The 19171-nt window shown below is 48.9% G+C and carries 18 protein-coding genes and 1 tRNA gene; 10 read left to right on the forward strand and 9 right to left on the reverse strand.

Features of this window, described 5'->3' with window-relative positions; genetic code table 11:
• Positions 1-271 precede the first annotated feature (271 nt).
• From ychF to lolB, 5 genes are all read right to left on the reverse strand, one after another.
• The gene (gene ychF, locus EA26_RS04430; RefSeq protein WP_039424554.1) at positions 272-1363 is read right to left on the reverse strand and encodes a redox-regulated ATPase YchF; all 1092 of its coding nucleotides are present in this window, start codon (positions 1361-1363) and stop codon (positions 272-274) included.
• Between the two features lie 10 nt (positions 1364-1373).
• Positions 1374-1964: an aminoacyl-tRNA hydrolase gene (gene pth / locus EA26_RS04435; protein WP_039424555.1), complete on the reverse strand. Its 591-nt coding sequence runs from the start codon at positions 1962-1964 to the stop codon at positions 1374-1376.
• A 131-nt stretch (positions 1965-2095) separates the two neighbouring features.
• Positions 2096-3043, reverse strand: coding sequence for a ribose-phosphate pyrophosphokinase (locus tag EA26_RS04440; RefSeq protein WP_039424556.1), 948 nt, complete (start codon positions 3041-3043; stop codon positions 2096-2098).
• Between the two features lie 29 nt (positions 3044-3072).
• Positions 3073-3945 carry a 4-(cytidine 5'-diphospho)-2-C-methyl-D-erythritol kinase gene (ispE, locus tag EA26_RS04445; RefSeq protein WP_039424557.1) on the reverse strand — a complete coding sequence of 291 codons (873 nt, stop codon included), beginning with the start codon at positions 3943-3945 and terminating at the stop codon, positions 3073-3075.
• Complete coding sequence (lolB, locus tag EA26_RS04450; RefSeq protein ID WP_404976590.1) at positions 3942-4556, reverse strand: lipoprotein insertase outer membrane protein LolB; 615 nt, start codon at positions 4554-4556, stop codon at positions 3942-3944. The genes ispE and lolB overlap by 4 nt, the downstream gene beginning before the upstream one ends.
• Positions 4557-4711: 155 nt before the next feature.
• Between lolB and hemA the strand changes: the two genes are divergently transcribed.
• The 8 genes from hemA (at position 4712) to ybaK (ending at position 12611) form a co-directional block, all read left to right on the forward strand.
• On the forward strand, positions 4712-5971 hold the full coding sequence (hemA, locus tag EA26_RS04455; protein WP_039424560.1) for a glutamyl-tRNA reductase: 1260 nt from the start codon (positions 4712-4714) through the stop codon (positions 5969-5971).
• A gap of 28 nt (positions 5972-5999) precedes the next feature.
• Entirely contained in the window at positions 6000-7088 is a 1089-nt protein-coding gene (gene prfA / locus EA26_RS04460) for a peptide chain release factor 1 (protein ID WP_039428763.1), read from the forward strand.
• A 4-nt stretch (positions 7089-7092) separates the two neighbouring features.
• On the forward strand, positions 7093-7959 hold the full coding sequence (prmC, locus tag EA26_RS04465; RefSeq protein ID WP_039424563.1) for a peptide chain release factor N(5)-glutamine methyltransferase: 867 nt from the start codon (positions 7093-7095) through the stop codon (positions 7957-7959).
• An 18-nt stretch (positions 7960-7977) separates the two neighbouring features.
• Positions 7978-8361: a SirB2 family protein gene (locus tag EA26_RS04470; protein WP_039424566.1), complete on the forward strand. Its 384-nt coding sequence runs from the start codon at positions 7978-7980 to the stop codon at positions 8359-8361.
• Positions 8362-8367: 6 nt separating this feature from the next.
• On the forward strand, positions 8368-9177 hold the full coding sequence (locus EA26_RS04475; protein WP_039424569.1) for a SirB1 family protein: 810 nt from the start codon (positions 8368-8370) through the stop codon (positions 9175-9177).
• Positions 9178-9195: 18 nt separating this feature from the next.
• A complete protein-coding gene (gene kdsA / locus EA26_RS04480; protein ID WP_039424571.1) occupies positions 9196-10047 on the forward strand; it encodes a 3-deoxy-8-phosphooctulonate synthase in 852 nt (283 codons plus the stop codon).
• A gap of 325 nt (positions 10048-10372) precedes the next feature.
• Complete coding sequence (gene ushA / locus EA26_RS04485; protein WP_039424572.1) at positions 10373-12034, forward strand: bifunctional UDP-sugar hydrolase/5'-nucleotidase UshA; 1662 nt, start codon at positions 10373-10375, stop codon at positions 12032-12034.
• Positions 12035-12137: 103 nt separating this feature from the next.
• Positions 12138-12611, forward strand: a complete 474-nt coding sequence (gene ybaK, locus EA26_RS04490) for a Cys-tRNA(Pro) deacylase (RefSeq protein WP_039424574.1) — start codon at positions 12138-12140, stop codon at positions 12609-12611.
• A 60-nt stretch (positions 12612-12671) separates the two neighbouring features.
• Here the strand turns inward: ybaK and rluF are convergent, their stop codons facing one another.
• From rluF to EA26_RS20245, 3 genes are all read right to left on the reverse strand, one after another.
• The gene (gene rluF / locus EA26_RS04495) at positions 12672-13718 is read right to left on the reverse strand and encodes a 23S rRNA pseudouridine(2604) synthase RluF (protein WP_039424577.1); all 1047 of its coding nucleotides are present in this window, start codon (positions 13716-13718) and stop codon (positions 12672-12674) included.
• Positions 13719-13822: 104 nt separating this feature from the next.
• Positions 13823-14407, reverse strand: coding sequence for a DNA endonuclease SmrA (gene smrA, locus EA26_RS04500; RefSeq protein ID WP_039424581.1), 585 nt, complete (start codon positions 14405-14407; stop codon positions 13823-13825).
• Positions 14408-14552: 145 nt separating this feature from the next.
• Complete coding sequence (locus EA26_RS20245; RefSeq protein WP_039424584.1) at positions 14553-14693, reverse strand: DUF3149 domain-containing protein; 141 nt, start codon at positions 14691-14693, stop codon at positions 14553-14555.
• 257 nt (positions 14694-14950) lie between these two features.
• On the opposite strand from EA26_RS20245, the gene EA26_RS04510 reads away from it, so the two are divergent.
• Positions 14951-15027: transfer RNA gene (locus EA26_RS04510), tRNA-Pro, on the forward strand.
• 189 nt (positions 15028-15216) lie between these two features.
• On the opposite strand, the gene EA26_RS04515 is transcribed toward EA26_RS04510, so the two are convergent.
• Positions 15217-16215 carry a TraB/GumN family protein gene (locus EA26_RS04515; RefSeq protein ID WP_226978279.1) on the reverse strand — a complete coding sequence of 333 codons (999 nt, stop codon included), beginning with the start codon at positions 16213-16215 and terminating at the stop codon, positions 15217-15219.
• A gap of 278 nt (positions 16216-16493) precedes the next feature.
• On the opposite strand from EA26_RS04515, the gene EA26_RS04520 reads away from it, so the two are divergent.
• On the forward strand, positions 16494-19145 hold the full coding sequence (locus tag EA26_RS04520) for a beta-N-acetylhexosaminidase (RefSeq protein ID WP_039424587.1): 2652 nt from the start codon (positions 16494-16496) through the stop codon (positions 19143-19145).
• Positions 19146-19171: the final 26 nt, after the last annotated feature.

Raw genomic sequence — 19171 nt, forward strand, 5'->3', positions numbered from 1 at the left:
GTTTTATCCCTTTTGTTTCATTGCTGTTGCGTCGGGAACGGGGCGCATTATGCGGAGTTGAGTGACAACCGTCAATAGTTTTTTGCAATAAATCCGGGCAAATCAATCGTTCGCTTTCTTTTTAAACAAAGAGGCGTGTTTGTGATCGAAAAATGCTAGCAAAGTGGCTAGCTTTGAATGACTTAACTTGATCTTACTGGGTTTAAATGAAAAAAGCCGACATTTTTGTCGGCTCTGAAATGCGTTCTAAGAATGCGTTTTGTGCTACGTTTTACACGTTGAAACGGAAGTGAACAACATCACCATCTTTGACGATGTACTCTTTGCCTTCCAAACGCCATTTACCCGCATCTTTCGCGCCGTTTTCACCTTTGAATTCGATAAAATCGTCGTAACCGATCACTTCTGCGCGAATAAAGCCTTTTTCAAAGTCAGTGTGGATTTTGCCAGCGGCTTTTGGTGCGGTCGCACCGACAGGGATGGTCCACGCGCGCACTTCTTTCACACCAGCGGTGAAGTAGGTGTGTAGGTTGAGCAGTTCGTAACCTGCACGGATAACGCGGTTCAATCCCGGTTCTTCGATACCCATATCAGCCAAAAACTCGGCGCGCTCGTCGTCTTCCAGCTCCGCCATTTCGGATTCGATCGCTGCACAAACTGGAACTACTACGTTGTTCTCTTTAGCGGCAAACTCACGTACTGCATCTAGGTATGGATTGTTTTCAAAGCCATCTTCATTGACGTTGGCAATGTACATGGTTGGTTTGAGCGTTAGGAAGTTAAGGTAGCCCACTGCCGCTTGCTCTTCTTTTGACAGTTCAACCGTACGTGCAGAGCCACCTTCAGTCAGAACGGGCAGCAGCTTTTCAAGCACAGTCAGTTCGAACTTGGCGTCTTTATCGCCGCCTTTGGCTTTTTTCGCTTGGCGCTGAATGGCACGTTCACAGGAATCAAGGTCTGCCATTGCCAGTTCAAGGTTGATCACTTCAATATCTTCGATAGGAGAGACTTTACCTGCAACGTGAACGATATTTTCGTTTTCAAAACAACGTACTACGTGACCAATCGCGTCTGTTTCACGGATGTTGGCAAGGAACTTGTTCCCAAGGCCTTCGCCGCGTGAAGCGCCCGCAACCAGACCTGCAATATCAACGAATTCCATCGTGGTCGGCAGAACACGCTGTGGGTTCACAATGGCTGCCAATGCGTCTAAGCGCAGGTCCGGAACCGGTACTACGCCAGTGTTTGGCTCGATAGTACAGAACGGAAAGTTAGCGGCTTCAATGCCAGCTTTGGTGAGTGCGTTAAACAGAGTTGATTTACCAACGTTTGGCAAACCAACGATGCCACATTTAAAACCCATGATTGTAACCTTATTCAGCTTTGAACGTGTGGAGGCGATTTTGTGCTTTAGACAAACCCTCTTTGAGGAGGATGTCTAGGCAGCGAACGGATTCATCCACTGCCGCGTCAAGGAGCTGTTGCTCATTGGCTGGGGCCTTGCCCAGCACAAAACCTGCCACTTTATCTTTGTGTCCGGGATGGCCGATGCCGATCCGCAGACGGTAAAATTCTTTGTTGTTAGCCAGCTTGCTGATGGTGTCGCGCAGGCCATTGTGCCCTCCGTGACCGCCGCCCTTTTTGAACTTGGCAATACCCGGCGGTAGGTCGAGTTCATCGTGCGCCACCATGATCTCTTCCGCACTGACTTGATAGAAGTTGGCAACGGCCGCTATCGATTTGCCAGATAGATTCATAAAGGTGGTTGGGATCAGCAACCGCAAATCTTGGCCGTTTATCGTGATGCGTCCGGTCAAGCCAAAGAATTTTGCTTCATTCTTCAGCACCACATTGTGAACGCGTGCCAGCTCTTCTACTACCCAAGCCCCGGCATTATGGCGGGTTTTGGCGTAGTCTGGTCCTGGATTAGCAAGACCGACAAGTAGTTTGATCTGTTGACTCAAGGCTCGGATCTCTCTGGAATCTGCAAAAGCGCGGTATGATAGCACAGAAAAGTTGCTGTGGGCGAGGTTGAGTCGCTGCAAATAAAAACACCCCTGAGCGGGGTGTTTTTTTGTATAGGGCGCAGCCAGAATTACTGGTTGAACATTGCAGAGATAGACTCTTCGTTGCTGATACGACGAATCGCTTCTGCCAGCATACCTGATAGAGTCAGTTGGGTGACTTTACCGGTTGCAGCCATCTCTTTGCTAAGAGTGATTGAGTCAGTGACGATCACTTGGTCTAGCACAGAATTTTTGATGTTTTTCGCTGCATTGCCAGAGAACACTGCGTGAGTTGCGTAAGCGAAAACGCGTTTTGCACCACGCTCTTTGAGCGCTTCTGCGGCTTTACATAGTGTGCCACCGGTGTCGATCATGTCATCGACGATCACGCAATCGCGGCCTTCAACATCACCAATCAGGTTCATCACTTCAGAAACGTTGGCACGTGGACGACGCTTGTCAACGATAGCGATATCAATATCACCGAGCGCTTTTGCCGTTGCACGAGCACGCACAACACCACCCAGATCCGGGGAAACCACAACAGGATCTTCAAGTCCGCGTGCTTTCATGTCTTCAAGTAGCACAGGTGTACCGAAGATGTTGTCTACTGGTACATCGAAGAAGCCTTGAATTTGTTCAGCGTGCAGGTCGATGGTCAGAACGCGGTCAACACCAACGTTAGACAGGAAATCTGCAACCACTTTTGCAGTAATAGGTACACGAGCAGAACGTACGCGACGGTCTTGGCGTGCGTAGCCGAAATAAGGAATAACTGCTGTAATACGGCCCGCTGAAGCGCGGCGCATTGCATCAATCATCACGACCAGTTCCATCAGGTTGTCATTGGTAGGCGCACAAGTAGATTGAATGATGAATACATCACTACCACGAACATTTTCGTTGATCTGTACAGCGACTTCGCCATCAGAAAAGCGAGAAACAGTAGCGTCACCAAGAGAGATGTAGAGACGATCAGCAATACGTTGGGCTAGTTCAGGTGTTGCGTTACCAGCAAATAGCTTCATATCAGGCACGGTGGAAACCTCAGGGTTGCGTCCAGTTTTTAAATAGATTGGTGTGAGGCTGAAAGATATTCAGCCAGCGTCTCTTTTAATGGCGAAATATTGCGCCCTTGAGCGACAAATGCCGAGACATTGTCAGAGAGTTGGGCAAGGATAGATTCCGCTTCTGGCCTGCTGTTAAATTCAGCAAAAACGCAAGATCCCGTGCCGGTCAATCTTGACGGCGCGTATTGTAGCAGCCAAGAAAGTTGCTTATCAACCTCTGGGTAAAGCATTCGGACAATTTTTTCGCAATCGTTTCCGTAGTCACTGTCAAGAAGCGTTGCCAGTGCTCGTTTCGGTGTATTTCTCGTCAATTGAGGATGGGTGAAAATATCCACGGTCGCAATATGCACGTTAGGTCTGACGACCAGATACCATTTCTCTTCGGGCTGGGCTGGCGAAAGTTTTTCGCCCACACCTTCGGCAAATGCGGCGAATCCACGCACAAAAACTGGCACGTCAGCCCCCAACTTAAGCCCAATATTAGCAAGCTCATCGTCAGAAAGATGAAGTTGCCAGAGATAATTGAGCGCAACCAAAGCGGTGGCCGCGTTGGAAGAACCACCGCCAATACCACCGCCCATCGGCAAAATTTTATTCAGTTCGATGTGCGCGCCCAGCGAGCAGTGAGCATATTGTTGCAGCGCGCTGGCCGCTTTCCATATCAAGTTCTCTTCCAGAGCGAGCCCTTCGATGTCCGGGCTGATGGTGACTTTGCCCGTTTCATTGGCGGTGATTTTCAACTCATCGCCATGGTCGAGAAACTGAAACAGCGTTTGCAGTTCGTGGTAACCATTGGCTGTGCGGCCGTTGATGTAAAGAAACAGATTGAGTTTGGCAGGTGAGGGCCAACAAGTCGTACGATTGATCATGGTTGTAGAGTCCACTTAGTCACAACAATATTCAGTTTGATCTTATTCTGAGTAAGGCTCAGTTTGGCAGGCAGTGGAATGACGTTTGCGCCAAACGGCGTGTCACGATACTGACTGTAGGCGATGTGCCATGGTTGGGATGCGATGGTTTTATCGATCGTTTGCAGGGTATTTTGTTCGGTGAGTGTATACGCATCTGCGCCGTCTGGCATGCCGAGCATCCAATCAGGAAGCTGCTCAATTGGGAGCACTAAGCCTGTGAGTTGATAGACTAACGCGGTGGCATTCTCGGCACTTAAAATCTGATCGTCATAGGTTTCGACTCTTGCGCCGTCTGGCGTGATGGTGAGGTTGAGTGCTGTTTGTCCGAGAAAGGTGGTGAAGCGTAAATTGCTGTGGGTGTCGCTGTGTTTCCACAAGAAACTGAGATTTTGTCGCTGGTCCGGCGCAATATAACCGAGCTTGCCAGTTACTTGGAAAGCTCGGATCTGCGCTAATTTTGCTTGATGACTTTGCCACTCTACGCTGGTGTGTTGTTCTGATAGGGTTATACAACCGGTGAGAAGAAATGGAAGAAGAATCAACCAGAAGTAAGTTCGGTAACGCATCATGTCGGCTTGCTGTTCGATTTAAGTCATTGAGCGCACAACTATAGCACTGAACTCACGAAGCTGGGAAAACAAATCCCTCTTGCCCTTTTAATAAACGCGGTCATCAAGTAAAATTCGCCACCTATTTCCCGTCCTGTCCAGAGAAAGCACTATCGATGTCCTTGCTTGTTATCGGCATAAATCACAATACAGCGTCGGTTGACTTACGTGAAAAAGTGGCGTTTGGCCCAGACAAACTGGCCAATGCGCTCCAGCAACTCAGTCAACACGAAGCGGTCAATGGCAGTGTGATCCTATCCACCTGCAATCGGACCGAGGTGTACTGTGATGTTCGCTCCGGCGCAAGGAATAAGGTCGTTGAATGGATCAGTCAGTTCCACCATGTCAGTTTGGAAGAGCTCAAACCCAGCCTGTATGTGTATGAAGAGCAAGCGGCGATCAAACACCTGATGCGTGTCTCTTGTGGCCTTGATTCTCTGGTGCTTGGTGAGCCACAAATTCTTGGCCAAGTGAAGCAGGCTTATTCTGACTCTCGTGAACAATTGGCGGTTGATGCCTCACTGGAAAAGCTGTTTCAGAAAACCTTTTCCGTGGCAAAGCGAGTGCGCACAGAAACGGATATCGGCGGTAATGCGGTGTCGGTGGCATATGCGGCGTGCACCTTGGCAAAACACATTTTTGAATCCTTGGCCGATTCGACGGTATTGCTGGTCGGTGCGGGCGAGACAATTGAACTGGTGGCTAAACATTTACAAGCCAACGGCTGCACTAAAATGATTGTGGCCAACAGAACCCGAGAAAGAGCCATGAATCTCGCTGAGCAGTTTGGCGCAGAGGTGATTGGTTTGCCAGAAATCCCCGATTATTTGCCCAAAGCGGATATCGTAATCAGCTCCACGGCAAGTCCACTGCCGATCATCGGCAAGGGTATGGTGGAAACGGCACTGAAACAGCGTCGCTACCAGCCGATGTTATTGGTGGATATTGCAGTGCCGCGAGATGTTGAAGCCCAAGTGGGTGACTTAAGCGATGCCTATCTGTATACGGTGGACGATTTGCAATCCATCATCGACAGCAATATTGAGCAGCGCAAAGTCGAAGCGATTCAAGCCGAAGCGATTGTCTCGGAAGAGAGCGCCGCTTTTATGAGTTGGCTGCGCTCGCTGCAAGCGGTCGATAGTATCCGCGAATACCGGCAGTCGGCCGAGGCGATTCGTGAAGAGCTGCTTAGCAAAAGCTTACAGGCTCTTGCTGGTGGAGCCGATGCCGAGAAAGTACTCAGAGAGCTGAGTAATCGACTGACAAATAAACTCATTCACGCCCCCACTCGTGCGCTACAATTGGCAGCAGAGCAGGGCGAACCCGCAAAATTAACGGTTATCCGCCAAAGTCTTGGCTTGGATGATCTGAAGTAATCCTATCGATCAGTAAGATAAATAAATGATGAAAGCCTCAATTTTGACCAAGCTGGAAATGCTGGTTGAACGTTATGAAGAAGTTCAGCACCTTCTTGGTGATCCTGGTGTCATTGGCGACCAGGATAAATTCCGTGCCCTGTCCAAAGAGTATTCTCAGTTGGAAGAGGTAACTAAGTGCTTTCAGGCTTATCAGCAAGCGCAGGAAGATTTGAGCGCAGCAGAAGAGATGGCCAAAGAAGACGACGCTGAAATGCGTGAAATGGCTCAAGACGAAATCAAAGCGGCGAAAGCGGCGATTGAACGTTTGGCTGATGAGCTGCAAATCTTGCTGCTGCCCAAAGATCCCAACGATGACCGCAACTGTTTCCTTGAAATTCGCGCAGGTGCGGGCGGCGACGAAGCAGGCATTTTCGCTGGCGATCTGTTCCGTATGTACAGCAAGTTTGCAGAAAAACGTGGCTGGCGCATCGAAGTGATGTCATCCAACGAAGCCGAACATGGTGGCTACAAAGAGATGATTGCGAAAGTAAACGGCGATGGCGCTTACGGTATTTTGAAATTCGAGTCTGGCGGTCACCGTGTGCAGCGTGTACCGGCGACTGAATCTCAAGGTCGAGTTCACACCTCGGCGTGCACCGTTGCGGTGATGGCGGAAATTCCAGAAGCGGAAATTCCTGAAATCCGTACTGCGGATCTGAAAATTGACACCTTCCGCTCGTCGGGCGCGGGTGGTCAGCACGTCAACACCACCGATTCGGCGATCCGTATTACTCACTTACCGACTGGAATTGTGGTGGAATGTCAGGACGAGCGTTCACAGCATAAGAACAAAGCCAAAGCGATGGCGGTTCTGGCGGCGCGTATTGTTCAGGCTGAAGAAGCCAAACGTGCTGCGGAAATCTCCGACACGCGTCGTAACCTGCTTGGCTCTGGCGATCGTAGTGACCGCATTCGTACTTATAACTACCCGCAAGGCCGTGTGTCTGATCATCGCATCAACCTGACGGTTTACCGCCTGTCAGAAGTGATGGAAGGCGATCTGCAATCCTTGATTGATCCTGTAATTCAAGAACATCAAGCCGACCAACTTGCTGCACTGGCTGAGAACCAATAAACCGATGCCTGATGTGTTAACCCTTGATGCCGCTTTAAAACAGGCGGCATCGCAGTTTTCAGCCGCTGGCAAAGAATCGCCGTCGCTAGATGCATCGGTGCTACTTTGTCATGTATTGCAAAAGCCGCGCAGTTATTTGCTGACTTGGCCTGAGAAGGCGCTCACTACGGTGCAGCAGCAGCAATTTTCTCAACTGGTAGAACGCCGTTTAGCCGGCGAGCCGATTGCCTATATTGTCGGTGAGCGCGAGTTTTGGTCCTTGCCGCTAAAAGTGTCTAGTGCCACCTTGATCCCAAGGCCCGATACGGAGCGATTGGTTGAGTTGGCATTGGAAAAAACCGCTCAACAGACAGGCAAAATCCTCGATCTCGGCACAGGTACTGGCGCGATTGCCTTGGCCTTAGCTTCTGAGCTCCCCCATCGCCAAGTGGTAGGCATTGATCTGCAAGCGGAAGCCAAAACCCTCGCACAAAGCAATGCCGAGGCTTTAAACATTCGCAATGTCTCATTTTTGCAGGGAAGTTGGTTTGATCCTTTGGAGAGTGGCACAAAGTTTGCTCTTATTGTCTCCAATCCACCGTATATTGACGCTAACGATCCACATCTCTCTCAAGGGGATGTGCGCTTTGAGCCGAAATCTGCGTTGGTGGCGGACGAGGCGGGTTTAGCCGACATTCGTCACATCGCACAATGTGCTCGACACTATCTGTTGCCACACGGTTGGCTGATGTTTGAACACGGTTACGATCAGGCGACGGCGGTGCAACAGATATTGTCGTCTCTTGGATACCATAAGGTTGTGACTGAAAAGGATTACGCTGGCAACGATCGCGTCACACTGGGCTGCTTTTTAGGGCTGCCAGACGAATAAAAACAAAAGAGAATTTTTATGTACGAAGCTCTTAAACACTTTCATCTCCTCACTATCGCCATCAGTGCATTGCTGCTTTCTGTCCGTTATGCATTGATGATGATGGACTCGCCGAAGTTACAGCATCCGTTTCTCAAGCGATTCCCCCACATCAACGATTCCCTATTGTTGCTCTCCGGTATTGGCTTGATTGTGGTAACCGGCTTTATTCCGTTTACTCCCGCAAATATGTGGCTGACGGAGAAGATCACTTGTGTGCTAGCGTACATCGCACTTGGTCTGTTTGCGCTGAAACTCGGTAAAAACAAACTGCTGCGCACGTTTTCATTTTTTGGCGCGCTAGGTTGGCTGGCGATGGCAGGTAAATTGGCGGTAGCAAAAACGCCGCTGTTCTTTGGGTAATTACCGATGCTGGAATTCTTTGACGAAGACTTTGACAACATGGAGTTGGTGGAAGGCGCTTTGGAATTGAACAAGGCGGTTAACCCTGAAACAGACGAACTTTGGGCGCGTGCCGAGTTGCAGCGCTTGTTTGAAGAAGCTGAAATGGCGTTGGTTTGTGAGCACGATGAAAAAGCCCGTTTTGCGGCGTTTCTGCGCCTGTTCTACACTGAATGGGGCTTTCACGGTGATCGTGATGCCTATTTTGACTCAGATAACAGCTTTATTGACAAAGTGCTGCTGCGTCGTAAAGGCATCCCGGTCAGCTTAGGGGCTATCTTGCTCTACTTAGGGCGTCGCCTCGGATTTGCCCTGCAAGGTGTCACTTTCCCTACGCAATTTTTACTGCGCGCTGATTGGTGCGACGGTAGCAACAGCTATCTCAACCCGTTTAACGGTGAGTATGTGGGCGAGCATATTCTACACGCATGGCTGATCGGTCATGATGGACCCTTGGCGAAGCTGAAGCCGGAGCATCTCGCGGTTTCTGATAACCCGACGGTGATTGGCCGCTGGTTAGCGTTACTGAAAAGCGCATTGCTGCGCGAAGAGCGTTACACTTTGGCTTTGCGTTGCACCAACTTAGCTTTGACGTTTGTGCCGGATGATCCTTATGAAATCCGTGACCGTGGGTTTATCTACCAGCAACTGGATTGTCATCAGGTTGCTCTGTCGGATTTTCAATATTTTATCGACCAGTGCCCAGATGATCCGGCGGCCGAACTGCTAAAAAAACAAGTTAACGTCATGAGTGGCAAACAGGTCACTCTACATTAATGAATATGAGATAAATAAATGGAACAAAAAATCGTTCAAGTTGGCGACATTCAAGTTGCGAACGACAAGCCGTTTACCCTGTTTGCTGGTATGAACGTGCTCGAATCCCGTGATCTTGCCATGCAGATCTGTGAACACTACGTGAAAGTGACAGACAAGCTGGGTATTCCTTACGTGTTCAAAGCCTCATTTGATAAGGCAAACCGCAGTTCAGTTCACTCTTACCGTGGCCCCGGCCTCGAAGAGGGGATGAAAATCTTCCAAGAGCTCAAAGAGACGTTTGGCGTGAAGATCATTACTGACGTTCACACCGAAGCACAAGCTCAGCCAGTCGCCGACGTGGTGGACGTTATCCAGTTGCCCGCGTTTCTTGCTCGTCAAACCGACCTGGTTGAAGCGATGGCCAAAACGGGCGCAGTGATCAACGTCAAGAAGCCGCAATTTATGAGCCCGGGTCAAGTGGGTAACATCGTTGAGAAGTTTGCCGAGTGTGGTAACGACAAAATCATTCTTTGTGAACGCGGCTCGTGCCATGGCTACGACAATCTTGTGGTGGATATGCTCGGCTTTGGTGTGATGAAAAACGCTTCAAAAGGCAGCCCAATCATTTTTGATGTGACGCACTCACTGCAAATGCGCGATCCATCGGGTGCCGCTTCTGGTGGTCGTCGTGAACAGACCGTCGAACTGGCCAAAGCGGGCTTGGCAACTGGCATCGCAGGTCTATTTATCGAAGCGCATCCAAATCCAGACAAAGCACGTTGTGACGGCCCATCGGCATTGCCACTGGATAAGCTTGAGCCTTTCCTCGCACAAATGAAAGCGTTGGATGATTTGGTGAAAAGTTTCCCGCAGATAGACATCAAATAATCGTGCTAGGCCAGTCATCGACTGGCCTTTTTCTTATCGCTTGGCTGATAAATTACCTATTAGCTGTGAAATAGCGGTAAAAAAGTGAAACGTTTGCCTGTGATCCTATTCGTTTTCAAAGTGTAACTACTCGAGGTTATTGCACCGAGGAATGGATTTTATGGTGATCAATGCAACATAAATTTGAAAACGCTCTGAATGGTTGATCCAGTTACTTTAAACTGTATCAAATTTTATTGGTTGAATACGCTTAACTTGCGGTGAGTGTGCTTTTTCAATCGATAGATATTGGCAGTGGAATCCTATTCGTTCAAAAGGTATGACAATGAAACAACGCCTGATTTTAAAAACCGCGCTAAGCGCAGCAATTCTGGCTACTCTGGCGGGTTGTGCTACTCAGCCAACTCACGAGTGGCAAACGGACAAGAGCTACAAACTGACGGTTTTGCACACCAATGACCATCACGGTCGTTTTTGGCAAAACAAATACGGTGAGTATGGCATGGCTGCCCGTAAAACTCTGATTGATGAGCTACGTGCTGAAATTCAGGCGGAAGGCGGCAGTGTGCTGCTGCTGTCAGGCGGTGACATTAACACAGGTGTACCAGAATCGGATCTCCAAGATGCAGAGCCAGATTTTAAAGGCATGAGCAAAATTGGTTACGACGCGATGGCGCTGGGTAACCACGAGTTTGACAACCCAATCGACGTACTGATGAAACAGAAAGAGTGGGCAAATTTCCCCATGCTTTCTGCCAACATCTACGACAAGAAAACGGGTGAGCGCATGTTTCAGGCTTACCAAATGTTCAACAAACAAGGCATCAAAATTGCGGTTATCGGTCTGACGACGGAAGATACTGCAAAACTGGGTAACCCTGAGTTTATTGGCGGCATCGATTTCCGTGATCCGAAAGAAGAAGCGAAAAAGCTGATTGCGGAACTAAAAGAGACGGAAAAACCGGATCTGATCTTTGCCGTGACGCACATGGGTCACTACGAAGATGGCAAACGCGGCATTAACGCCCCAGGCGATGTTGCTCTTGCGCGTTACCTCAATGAAGGCGATTTGGATATGATCGTGGGCGGCCACTCGCAAGAGCCAGTGTGTATGGAAGCGCCGAATGTGGTGACAAAAAACTACAAACCATCCGATGAGTGTAAGCCTGATCAACAAAACGGCACTTACATTGTTCAAGCGCACGAGTGGGGCAAATACGTTGGCCGTGCTGACTATGAGTTCCTCAATGGTGAGCTGAGAATGGTGAGCTACGATCTGATTCCAGTGAACCTGAAGAAGAAAGTGGATGTGAACGGCAAGAGCCAGCGTGTCTTCATTGAATCCGAAATCAAAGAAGACGACGCGATGCTTGAGTTCCTGCGTCCTTACCAAGAGCAAGGTCAAGCACAGCTGAACGTGAAAATTGCCGAAACCAACGGTAAGTTGGAAGGTGACCGTAACGTAGTACGTTTCAAGCAAACTAACCTAGGCCGTCTGATTGCTGCTGCGCACATGGATCGCGCGAAAGCCGATTTCGCCGTAATGAACTCGGGCGGCGTGCGTGATTCGATTGATGCAGGCCAAGTGACTTACAAAGACGTGCTCACCGTACAGCCATTTGGCAACATCGTGACTTACGTTGACATGAGCGGGAAAGAAGTGCTTGATTACCTGAACGTTGTTGCAACAAAACCCGTTGATTCAGGCGCTTATGCTCAGTTTGCTGGCATTTCAATGACAGTATATAAAGACAAAGTCGCTGACGTATTCATCCGTGGTGAGCAGCTGCGTCTTGACCAAACTTACCGTTTCACTATCCCAAGCTACAACGCGGCAGGTGGTGACGGCTATCCAAAAGTGAGCGATCACCCAGGTTACGTCAATACTGGCTTTGTGGATGCGGAAGTACTGAAAGACTTCATGGAGAAGAACAGCCCAATCGATATCAACAAGTTTGCTCCTGCTGGTGAGATTGTTTACAAGTAATTCTCTCTCAGAAAGAGTTTGACTCAAACTCACTGATCTTTTTTACTAAAAGCGCTGTTTCCCACATCGGGAGCAGCGCTTTTTGTTTGTAGTGGAGAAAACCATGACACCGGCGATCAATCTGGCGAAAAAGAAGAAAATTGCGCACACCATTCACGAATATCAACACGACCCGCGTGCGACCAGCTATGGATTAGAAGCCGCGCAAGTGCTTGGCCAAGATCCTAAGAAAGTATTTAAAACTTTGCTGTTTTGCCTGAATGGAGAAGCGAAAAATCTCGCCGTCGCGATTATTCCTGTTGATCAGAAACTCAACCTCAAGCTTGCCGCCAAAGCGGCCAATGCCAAAAAGGCCGACATGGCCGATCCTGACATTGCACAGAAAATCACTGGTTATGTGGTTGGTGGGATTAGCCCACTTGGACAAAAGAAAGCGTTGCCGACTTTTTTGCACTCTAGTGCTGAGTCACAAAACACTATTTGTGTCAGCGCCGGTAAACGTGGCCTAGAAATTGAGCTGGCACCACAGGATTTACTGGCGCTAACTCGCGGGCAGTTTGCCGAGCTTTGTCTGTGACTCTCAATGAAAAAGGACGCGTTTGCGTCCTTTTCGATCTATCGAGATGATTTGATTCAGTTATTTTTTCAAACTCAAGGTGCCGTTAGAGCGTTTGGCTGGTTTCGCTGCGTTCGGATTATCATAGCGGGTTTTGTTGGCTGTTGAGCTCGGTTTCTTGTCGCGCTCTTGAGCGTGAGCCGCTTTGCCTTCTTGTTGGCCGCGTTTCTGCTGACCTTTTTTTGAGTTTGGCGCATGTCGAAACTCATCGGCATTGTGCCCGCGGAAGGTTTTCGCTTTTTGATTGCGTCTTGCCGTTGAGGCTTGATTTTCTTCGCGACTGTCAAACAGCTTAGCGTCGGTTGCTTTACGGATGCGCTTGCCTTTGGCGAGGCGAGAAACTTCTTCGGTCCCCACGGAATCTTCGCACATTGCCAAGATCTCAGCGACCTCTTGGTCGGTTAAGTAACGCCATTTACCGTTGGGAATACCATCCAACGTGATGTTCATGATGCGTACACGGCGCAGTTTAAACACCTCATAGCCCAGCGCCTCACACATGCGGCGAATTTGCCGATTCAGCCCTTGAGTCAGCACAATACGAAATGAAAACTTGGTTTCTCGTGTCACCTTACATGGCAGGGTTACGGTATCGAGAATATTAACGCCGCTGGACATCGCTTTAATGAACTCGTCGCTGACTGGTTTATCGACTCGCACCACGTACTCTTTCTCGTGGTTATTGCCAGCACGGAGGATTTTGTTGACGATATCGCCGTCGTTGGTGAGGAAGATCAATCCGTCAGACGGTTTATCTAAGCGACCAATTGGGAAAATGCGTTTCTTATGACCGATGAAATCGACAATGTTACCCGGAATGTCTCGTTCGGTGGTACAGGTAATTCCTGTTGGCTTGTTCAGTGCAATATACACTGGGCGTTCTTTGGCTTGCAGTGGGGTGCCATCAACACAAACATCGTCACCAGGCAGGACTTTGGTGCCCATTTCTGGCTGCTGGCCATTAATCGTGACACGGCCTTGTTCAATCAGCTTATCGGCCTCGCGGCGCGAGCAATAACCCGTTTCACTGATGAACTTGTTTAAGCGTTTTGCGTTCTCTTCGGACATATAACTCTCTCAACGTTTCCCAACGGAAATCCAGTATGATCTGCTAGTAGCAGGGGGGCGACAGTGTAGCAGGTTTGGCGTTGATACAAAGCACAATTCCACTTTCAACTGCCGAGTCGTTTCATGTGGCGTTCGCGATTCTCCAGCTTTTTCTCCGCACTTTTTTGTAGCAGCACATAAACCGCGCCTGTTCCACCATGAAAACGCTGCGCACTATGAAAGCATTGGACCTCTTTGATCTGCTTTAACCAAGCGCAGACAAAGCTCTTCATTTTTGCTGGTGGATTGGAAAGCTCGCCACGGCCGTGAGCGATGACCACAGTGCGAATGTCCATCTGCATGCATTGCTTCAGGAAAGATACCAGTTCATCACGAGCTTCCTTGATAGACTTTTTGTGTAGATCAAGGCGGGCTTGCAAAGGATATTTGCCTAAACGTAACTTGCGGTAAACCCCATCTTGTACGCCATCTTGTTTGTACTCAAGGATGTCGTCGGGTTTTAGCATCTCAGCATGGTCAATACTTAAATGTTCTGGATTATCTTGCGCAAGCCAAATCGCGGCTTCTCTTCTGGCGAGTTGGGCTTCTGAAGCGCGATGAACTCTCTTATGTTCGGTGGTGTCGTGGAAAATGGGTTTTACGTCGCCCATCATCTGTTGGAACAGATCAAGATCATCTTCGTGAGACATAACGGCATCTCAATAGCTAACGGAAAGATTGCAGAAGTATACCAACGGAAAAGGCAAAACGATCAAACTGTAAATAAAAAACCGGAACAGGCAGACAACCCATTCCGGTGCGAAGCTTTATACCGATAATAGAGCTTGGCGATATCTAGTGAGGAGATTTGTCGTTCATGACCTTGTAAATGAAGAAACCGCCGTAAAACAGCATCAGACCAAGAGCGCCAAAGATCACTATCATTGAAGATAGCCCCACTGCATTACCAAATAGGAGATCAAGCCAAAAGTCCATAGTTTCCTCCAAGGGTTGAAGACAGGAGCTAAGTTAAAAGTTGGTGGCGATCTGCACACTGATCTGGATCAATTGTGTTGCATAAGTTAACGATATGTTCTAGCAGGTGTGTTTTTGCTCACATTTTATCATTCGCTGCTGTCAGATTGAGCAATCAGTAGTTGAACGGTAAAAAAATTCGTTTTTGCTCTTGCGTCTAGGCCGATTATCCGTAATATAGCCCTCCGTTGGCACGGCAAAGTCCCTGTTAAACATCTCGGTGAATAGCGCAGCTTGGTAGCGCATCTGGTTTGGGACCAGAGGGTCGGGGGTTCGAATCCCTCTTCACCGACCATATTAAGAAAAGGCCCTGCAGAAATGCAGGGCCTTTTTGCAATGTTTTGGTTGTATAGCACGGGGGCTGGAACGCCAGTCCGATGGAAGCCCATCCGCGTCGAATCCTTCTTCACCGACCACTTTTAGAAAGCCTGCTTTTTAGCAGGCTTTCGTCGTTTTACGCTTTTGTAGCCTTCATCAAAGCGCTTTAGTCAAATGCACACTTCGCTTGCTGACTCTGGGTGAGTTGTACTACACGAAAACCTTTTGCTTCCATCAGCTCAAGCAAGTTCTCTTTGCCGACCAAATGTAAGGTGCCGACCACCACAGTGTATTTCCCCGGCTGCTGCTGAGCGCGTTGCTCAAGTTGCTCTGCCCACGCGTGATTGCGATCGGTCATCATGACTTTTTCCAATTGAGGGGAAAGTTCTGACACATCGGCAAATTTGCCAAGGTTTGGCCCATCGCCTTTAGACCAACTTTCGATGAGACAAGAGAGCAGTTGCTCGCCTTCGGCGTACTGTTCAAGAGCGCTAATCAGAAGCTCTTTGCCATCTTGTGGCATGTTTGCCAACAGATTAATTTGAAATTGGACACTTTCAAGCGGGATCAGGGGTAATTGGTGTTGTTTCGCCAGTTCAATCAGATAGTTGTCGACGCCAAGTTCAGCGTGATAGCCGAGTTGTGCGATTTGCGCGATTTGAATCGTCAGTGCGCTTACCCAAGGAGGGGAGAGCCGCACCTGATCCAGAGGTAGATTGAGCATGCGGGCAATCTGCTCAAGTGCTGCTTTCTGCTCTTTATCGAGTACTTGCTCGCTGGTGTAGCGCGGTATCGGATATTGCACCTCACTGCTTTCTGTAAGGTCGGCTTCAATTATCAATCCTTTGCTCGTTGGCAAAAAATGCTCAATCTCTTTGGGTAAGGGGTAGAGTGCTTGGCTGCCGACATGAATTGAACCTGTGATGCGAAACTCGGTCACGCCGTTGGAGACTTGCCACACCAAAGGTTCGCTGAAAGCGGGCAGGCTTAATGTCAGGGCAAGCATGTTCACCCACAGCTTATTTATCATCTTCATCTCTTTTCCTTTGCCTGCGGCAAAATCGTTGATATTGAGTTTTTTGACGGCTTTTGACGAGCCGTAAACTGCGATCCAGTTGGCAAATTTACCTTCAATTTTTTTAAGCCTTTCTTCTAAGACACGCAAATGATGGCACACACTCAGGCTGGATCCGCTATTTATTGGCCATTTTTTGTGATCGAGACAGAGTAAATACACGTCAAAAAATAAGTTACGAATTTAACGTGTAGTTTAACTTATTGATATTGAAGTTTTTATATTTTCTTAGTTGAAGCCTGTTTTGAACTGGATCACCGATTTTGCCGATTAATTTTACGCTTAGAAATAACTCACGTTATGGTGAGCGCATTGTTAGGAGGCCGCGTTTTGCTGTCTCTGTGGGTCAATTTTTTAGGGTAAGTAAGATGTTGAAACAAACTTTAATTGCTGCGTCGGTTATCGCTTCTTTAGCGGGCTGCTCTACATTACAAAGTGATGAGCAAGGTGTCGTCAATTCATTAGCGGATAATTTGGATATTCAATACCAAGTGATGACAAATCATGGCGCGAACGAGGGGCTGGCCTGTGGTGATATGGAGGCCGAATGGGCTTCTTGTAACCGAGTGAATATGACGCTAATGAATCAAGGCGAAGCAGTCAACTCGAAAGATTGGGCGATTTACTTTCACAGCATTCGTCTGATTCTGGATGTTGAGAATGACCAGTTCAAAATCTCTCGCGTCACGGGTGATTTACACAAGCTAGAGCCGACTGAGAAGTTTGATGGTTTTGCCGCGGGTGAAGAGGTTGTACTGCCGCTGATTGGTGAATACTGGACGCTGTTTGAAACCGACTTCATGCCACGTGCTTTCGTTACTGCGCCAAACGCACAGCCAAAGATGATTGCCTCGCTAAACACGGAAGATGTGGCGTCTTTTGTGGCAGGTCTTGAAGGTAACAACCTAAAACGTACGCCAGATGACAACAACCTATTTGCGAGCGCTGTGTCTCGCTTCGAGAAGAACCAAGACCTAGCCAAACAAGATGTATCAACCACCTTGCTACCGACGCCACTGTTTGTGAAAGCAGGCAAGGGCACAGTGGATATCGCGGCGGGCATTGCGCTGCCTAAAGAAGTATTTGATGCGGCGCAATTTACGGCAATTCAAGATCGCGCAGCAGTGGTCGGTGTGAATGTTCGCGGTGATGTTCCGGTTAGCATCACGCTTGTTCCAGCGGACTTCACTGGTGAATTAGCAAAATCGGGTGCTTACGAGATGAGCATCAAAGGCGACGGTATTGCGATTAAAGCGTTTGACCAAGCAGGCGCTTTCTACGCGGTGCAATCTATCTTTGGCCTGATAGATAGCCAACATGCTAATTCTCTACCACAACTGTCGATCAAAGATGCGCCTCGTTTTGCTTACCGTGGCGTGATGGTGGATGTGGCTCGTAACTTCCACTCTAAAGACGCCATTCTTGCTACGCTAGATCAAATGGCGGCGTACAAGATGAACAAACTTCATCTTCACCTAACCGATGATGAAGGTTGGCGTTTGGAAATCCCTGGTCTGCCTGAGCTGACAGAAGTGGGGGCTAATCGCTGTTTCGATGTTGAAGAGAAAATCTGTTTACTGCCTCAGCTTGGCTCGGGTCCAACGTCAGACAACTTTGGTTCTGGCTACTTCAGCAAAGCGGACTACGTGGAAATCCTCAAGTACGCGAAAGCACGTAACATCGAAGTGATTCCAGAAATCGACATGCCAGCCCACGCTCGTGCCGCAGTGGTATCGATGGAAGCGCGTTACGACCGTCTCATGGCAGAAGGGAAAGAAGCACAAGCAAACGAATACCGTCTGATGGATCCTCAAGATACATCGAACGTGACGACCGTTCAGTTCTACGATAAGCAGAGCTTTATCAACCCATGTATGGAATCGTCAACGCGCTTTGTTGACAAGGTAATTTCAGAAGTGGCAGCAATGCACGTAGAAGCGGGCATGTCTCTCTCCACTTGGCACTTTGGGGGTGATGAAGCGAAAAACATCAAGCTGGGTGCTGGTTTCCAAGATGTTAACGCACAAGACAAAGTAAGTTGGAAAGGCACGATTGACCTGTCTAAGCAAGACAAGCCATTTGCACAGTCTCCACAATGTCAGACGCTCATTACCGATGGTACGGTCACTGACTTCGCTCACCTGCCAAGCCATTTTGCTGAACAAGTTTCGAAGATTGTGGCCGAGAAGGGCATTGCAAACTTCCAAGCGTGGCAAGATGGCTTGAAATACAGTGAAGGGCCAGCGGCGTTCGCCACCGAGACGACCCGCGTTAACTTCTGGGATGTCTTGTACTGGGGCGGTACCTCATCCGTGTATGAGTGGGCGAAGAAAGGCTACGACGTGATTGTTTCTAACCCAGATTACGTCTACATGGATATGCCATACGAAGCGGACCCGAAAGAGCGCGGCTACTACTGGGCCACCCGAGCCACAGATACGCGTAAGATGTTCGGCTTTGCGCCCGAGAACATGCCGCAAAACGCGGAAACGTCACTCGATCGTGATGGCAACGGCTTCTCTGGTAAAGGCGATGTCCAAGGTAAGCCGTTCTATGGATTGTCGGCACAGCTTTGGTCTGAGACCGTGCGTAACGATGAACAATATGAGTACATGGTATTCCCTCGCGTACTCGCTGCCGCTGAGCGCGCATGGCACCGCGCGGATTGGGAAAACGACTACAAAGTGGGTGTTGAGTACTCGCAAAACTCTAACCTAGTAGACAAGGCGGCACTAAACCAAGACTACAACCGCTTTGCTAACCTGCTTGGCCAGCGTGAACTGGCGAAACTGGAAAAAGCAGGCATCGACTACCGCCTACCTGTACCGGGTGCGAAAGTCGAAGAGGGTAAGCTAGCTATGAACGTTCAGTTCCCTGGTGTCACGCTTCAATACTCGCTAGATGGTAAAAACTGGCTGACGTACGCAGATGATGCTCGTCCAGCGGTCACTGGCGAAGTGTTCATCCGTTCGGTATCGGCCACTGGAGAGAAAAGCAGCCGCGTAACTAGCGTAAAATAACTCGCTAATGTCGCGTGAGTACAAAA

The organism is Vibrio navarrensis (genome assembly GCF_000764325.1).
In the GTDB taxonomy this organism is placed as follows: Bacteria; Pseudomonadota; Gammaproteobacteria; order Enterobacterales; family Vibrionaceae; genus Vibrio; species Vibrio navarrensis.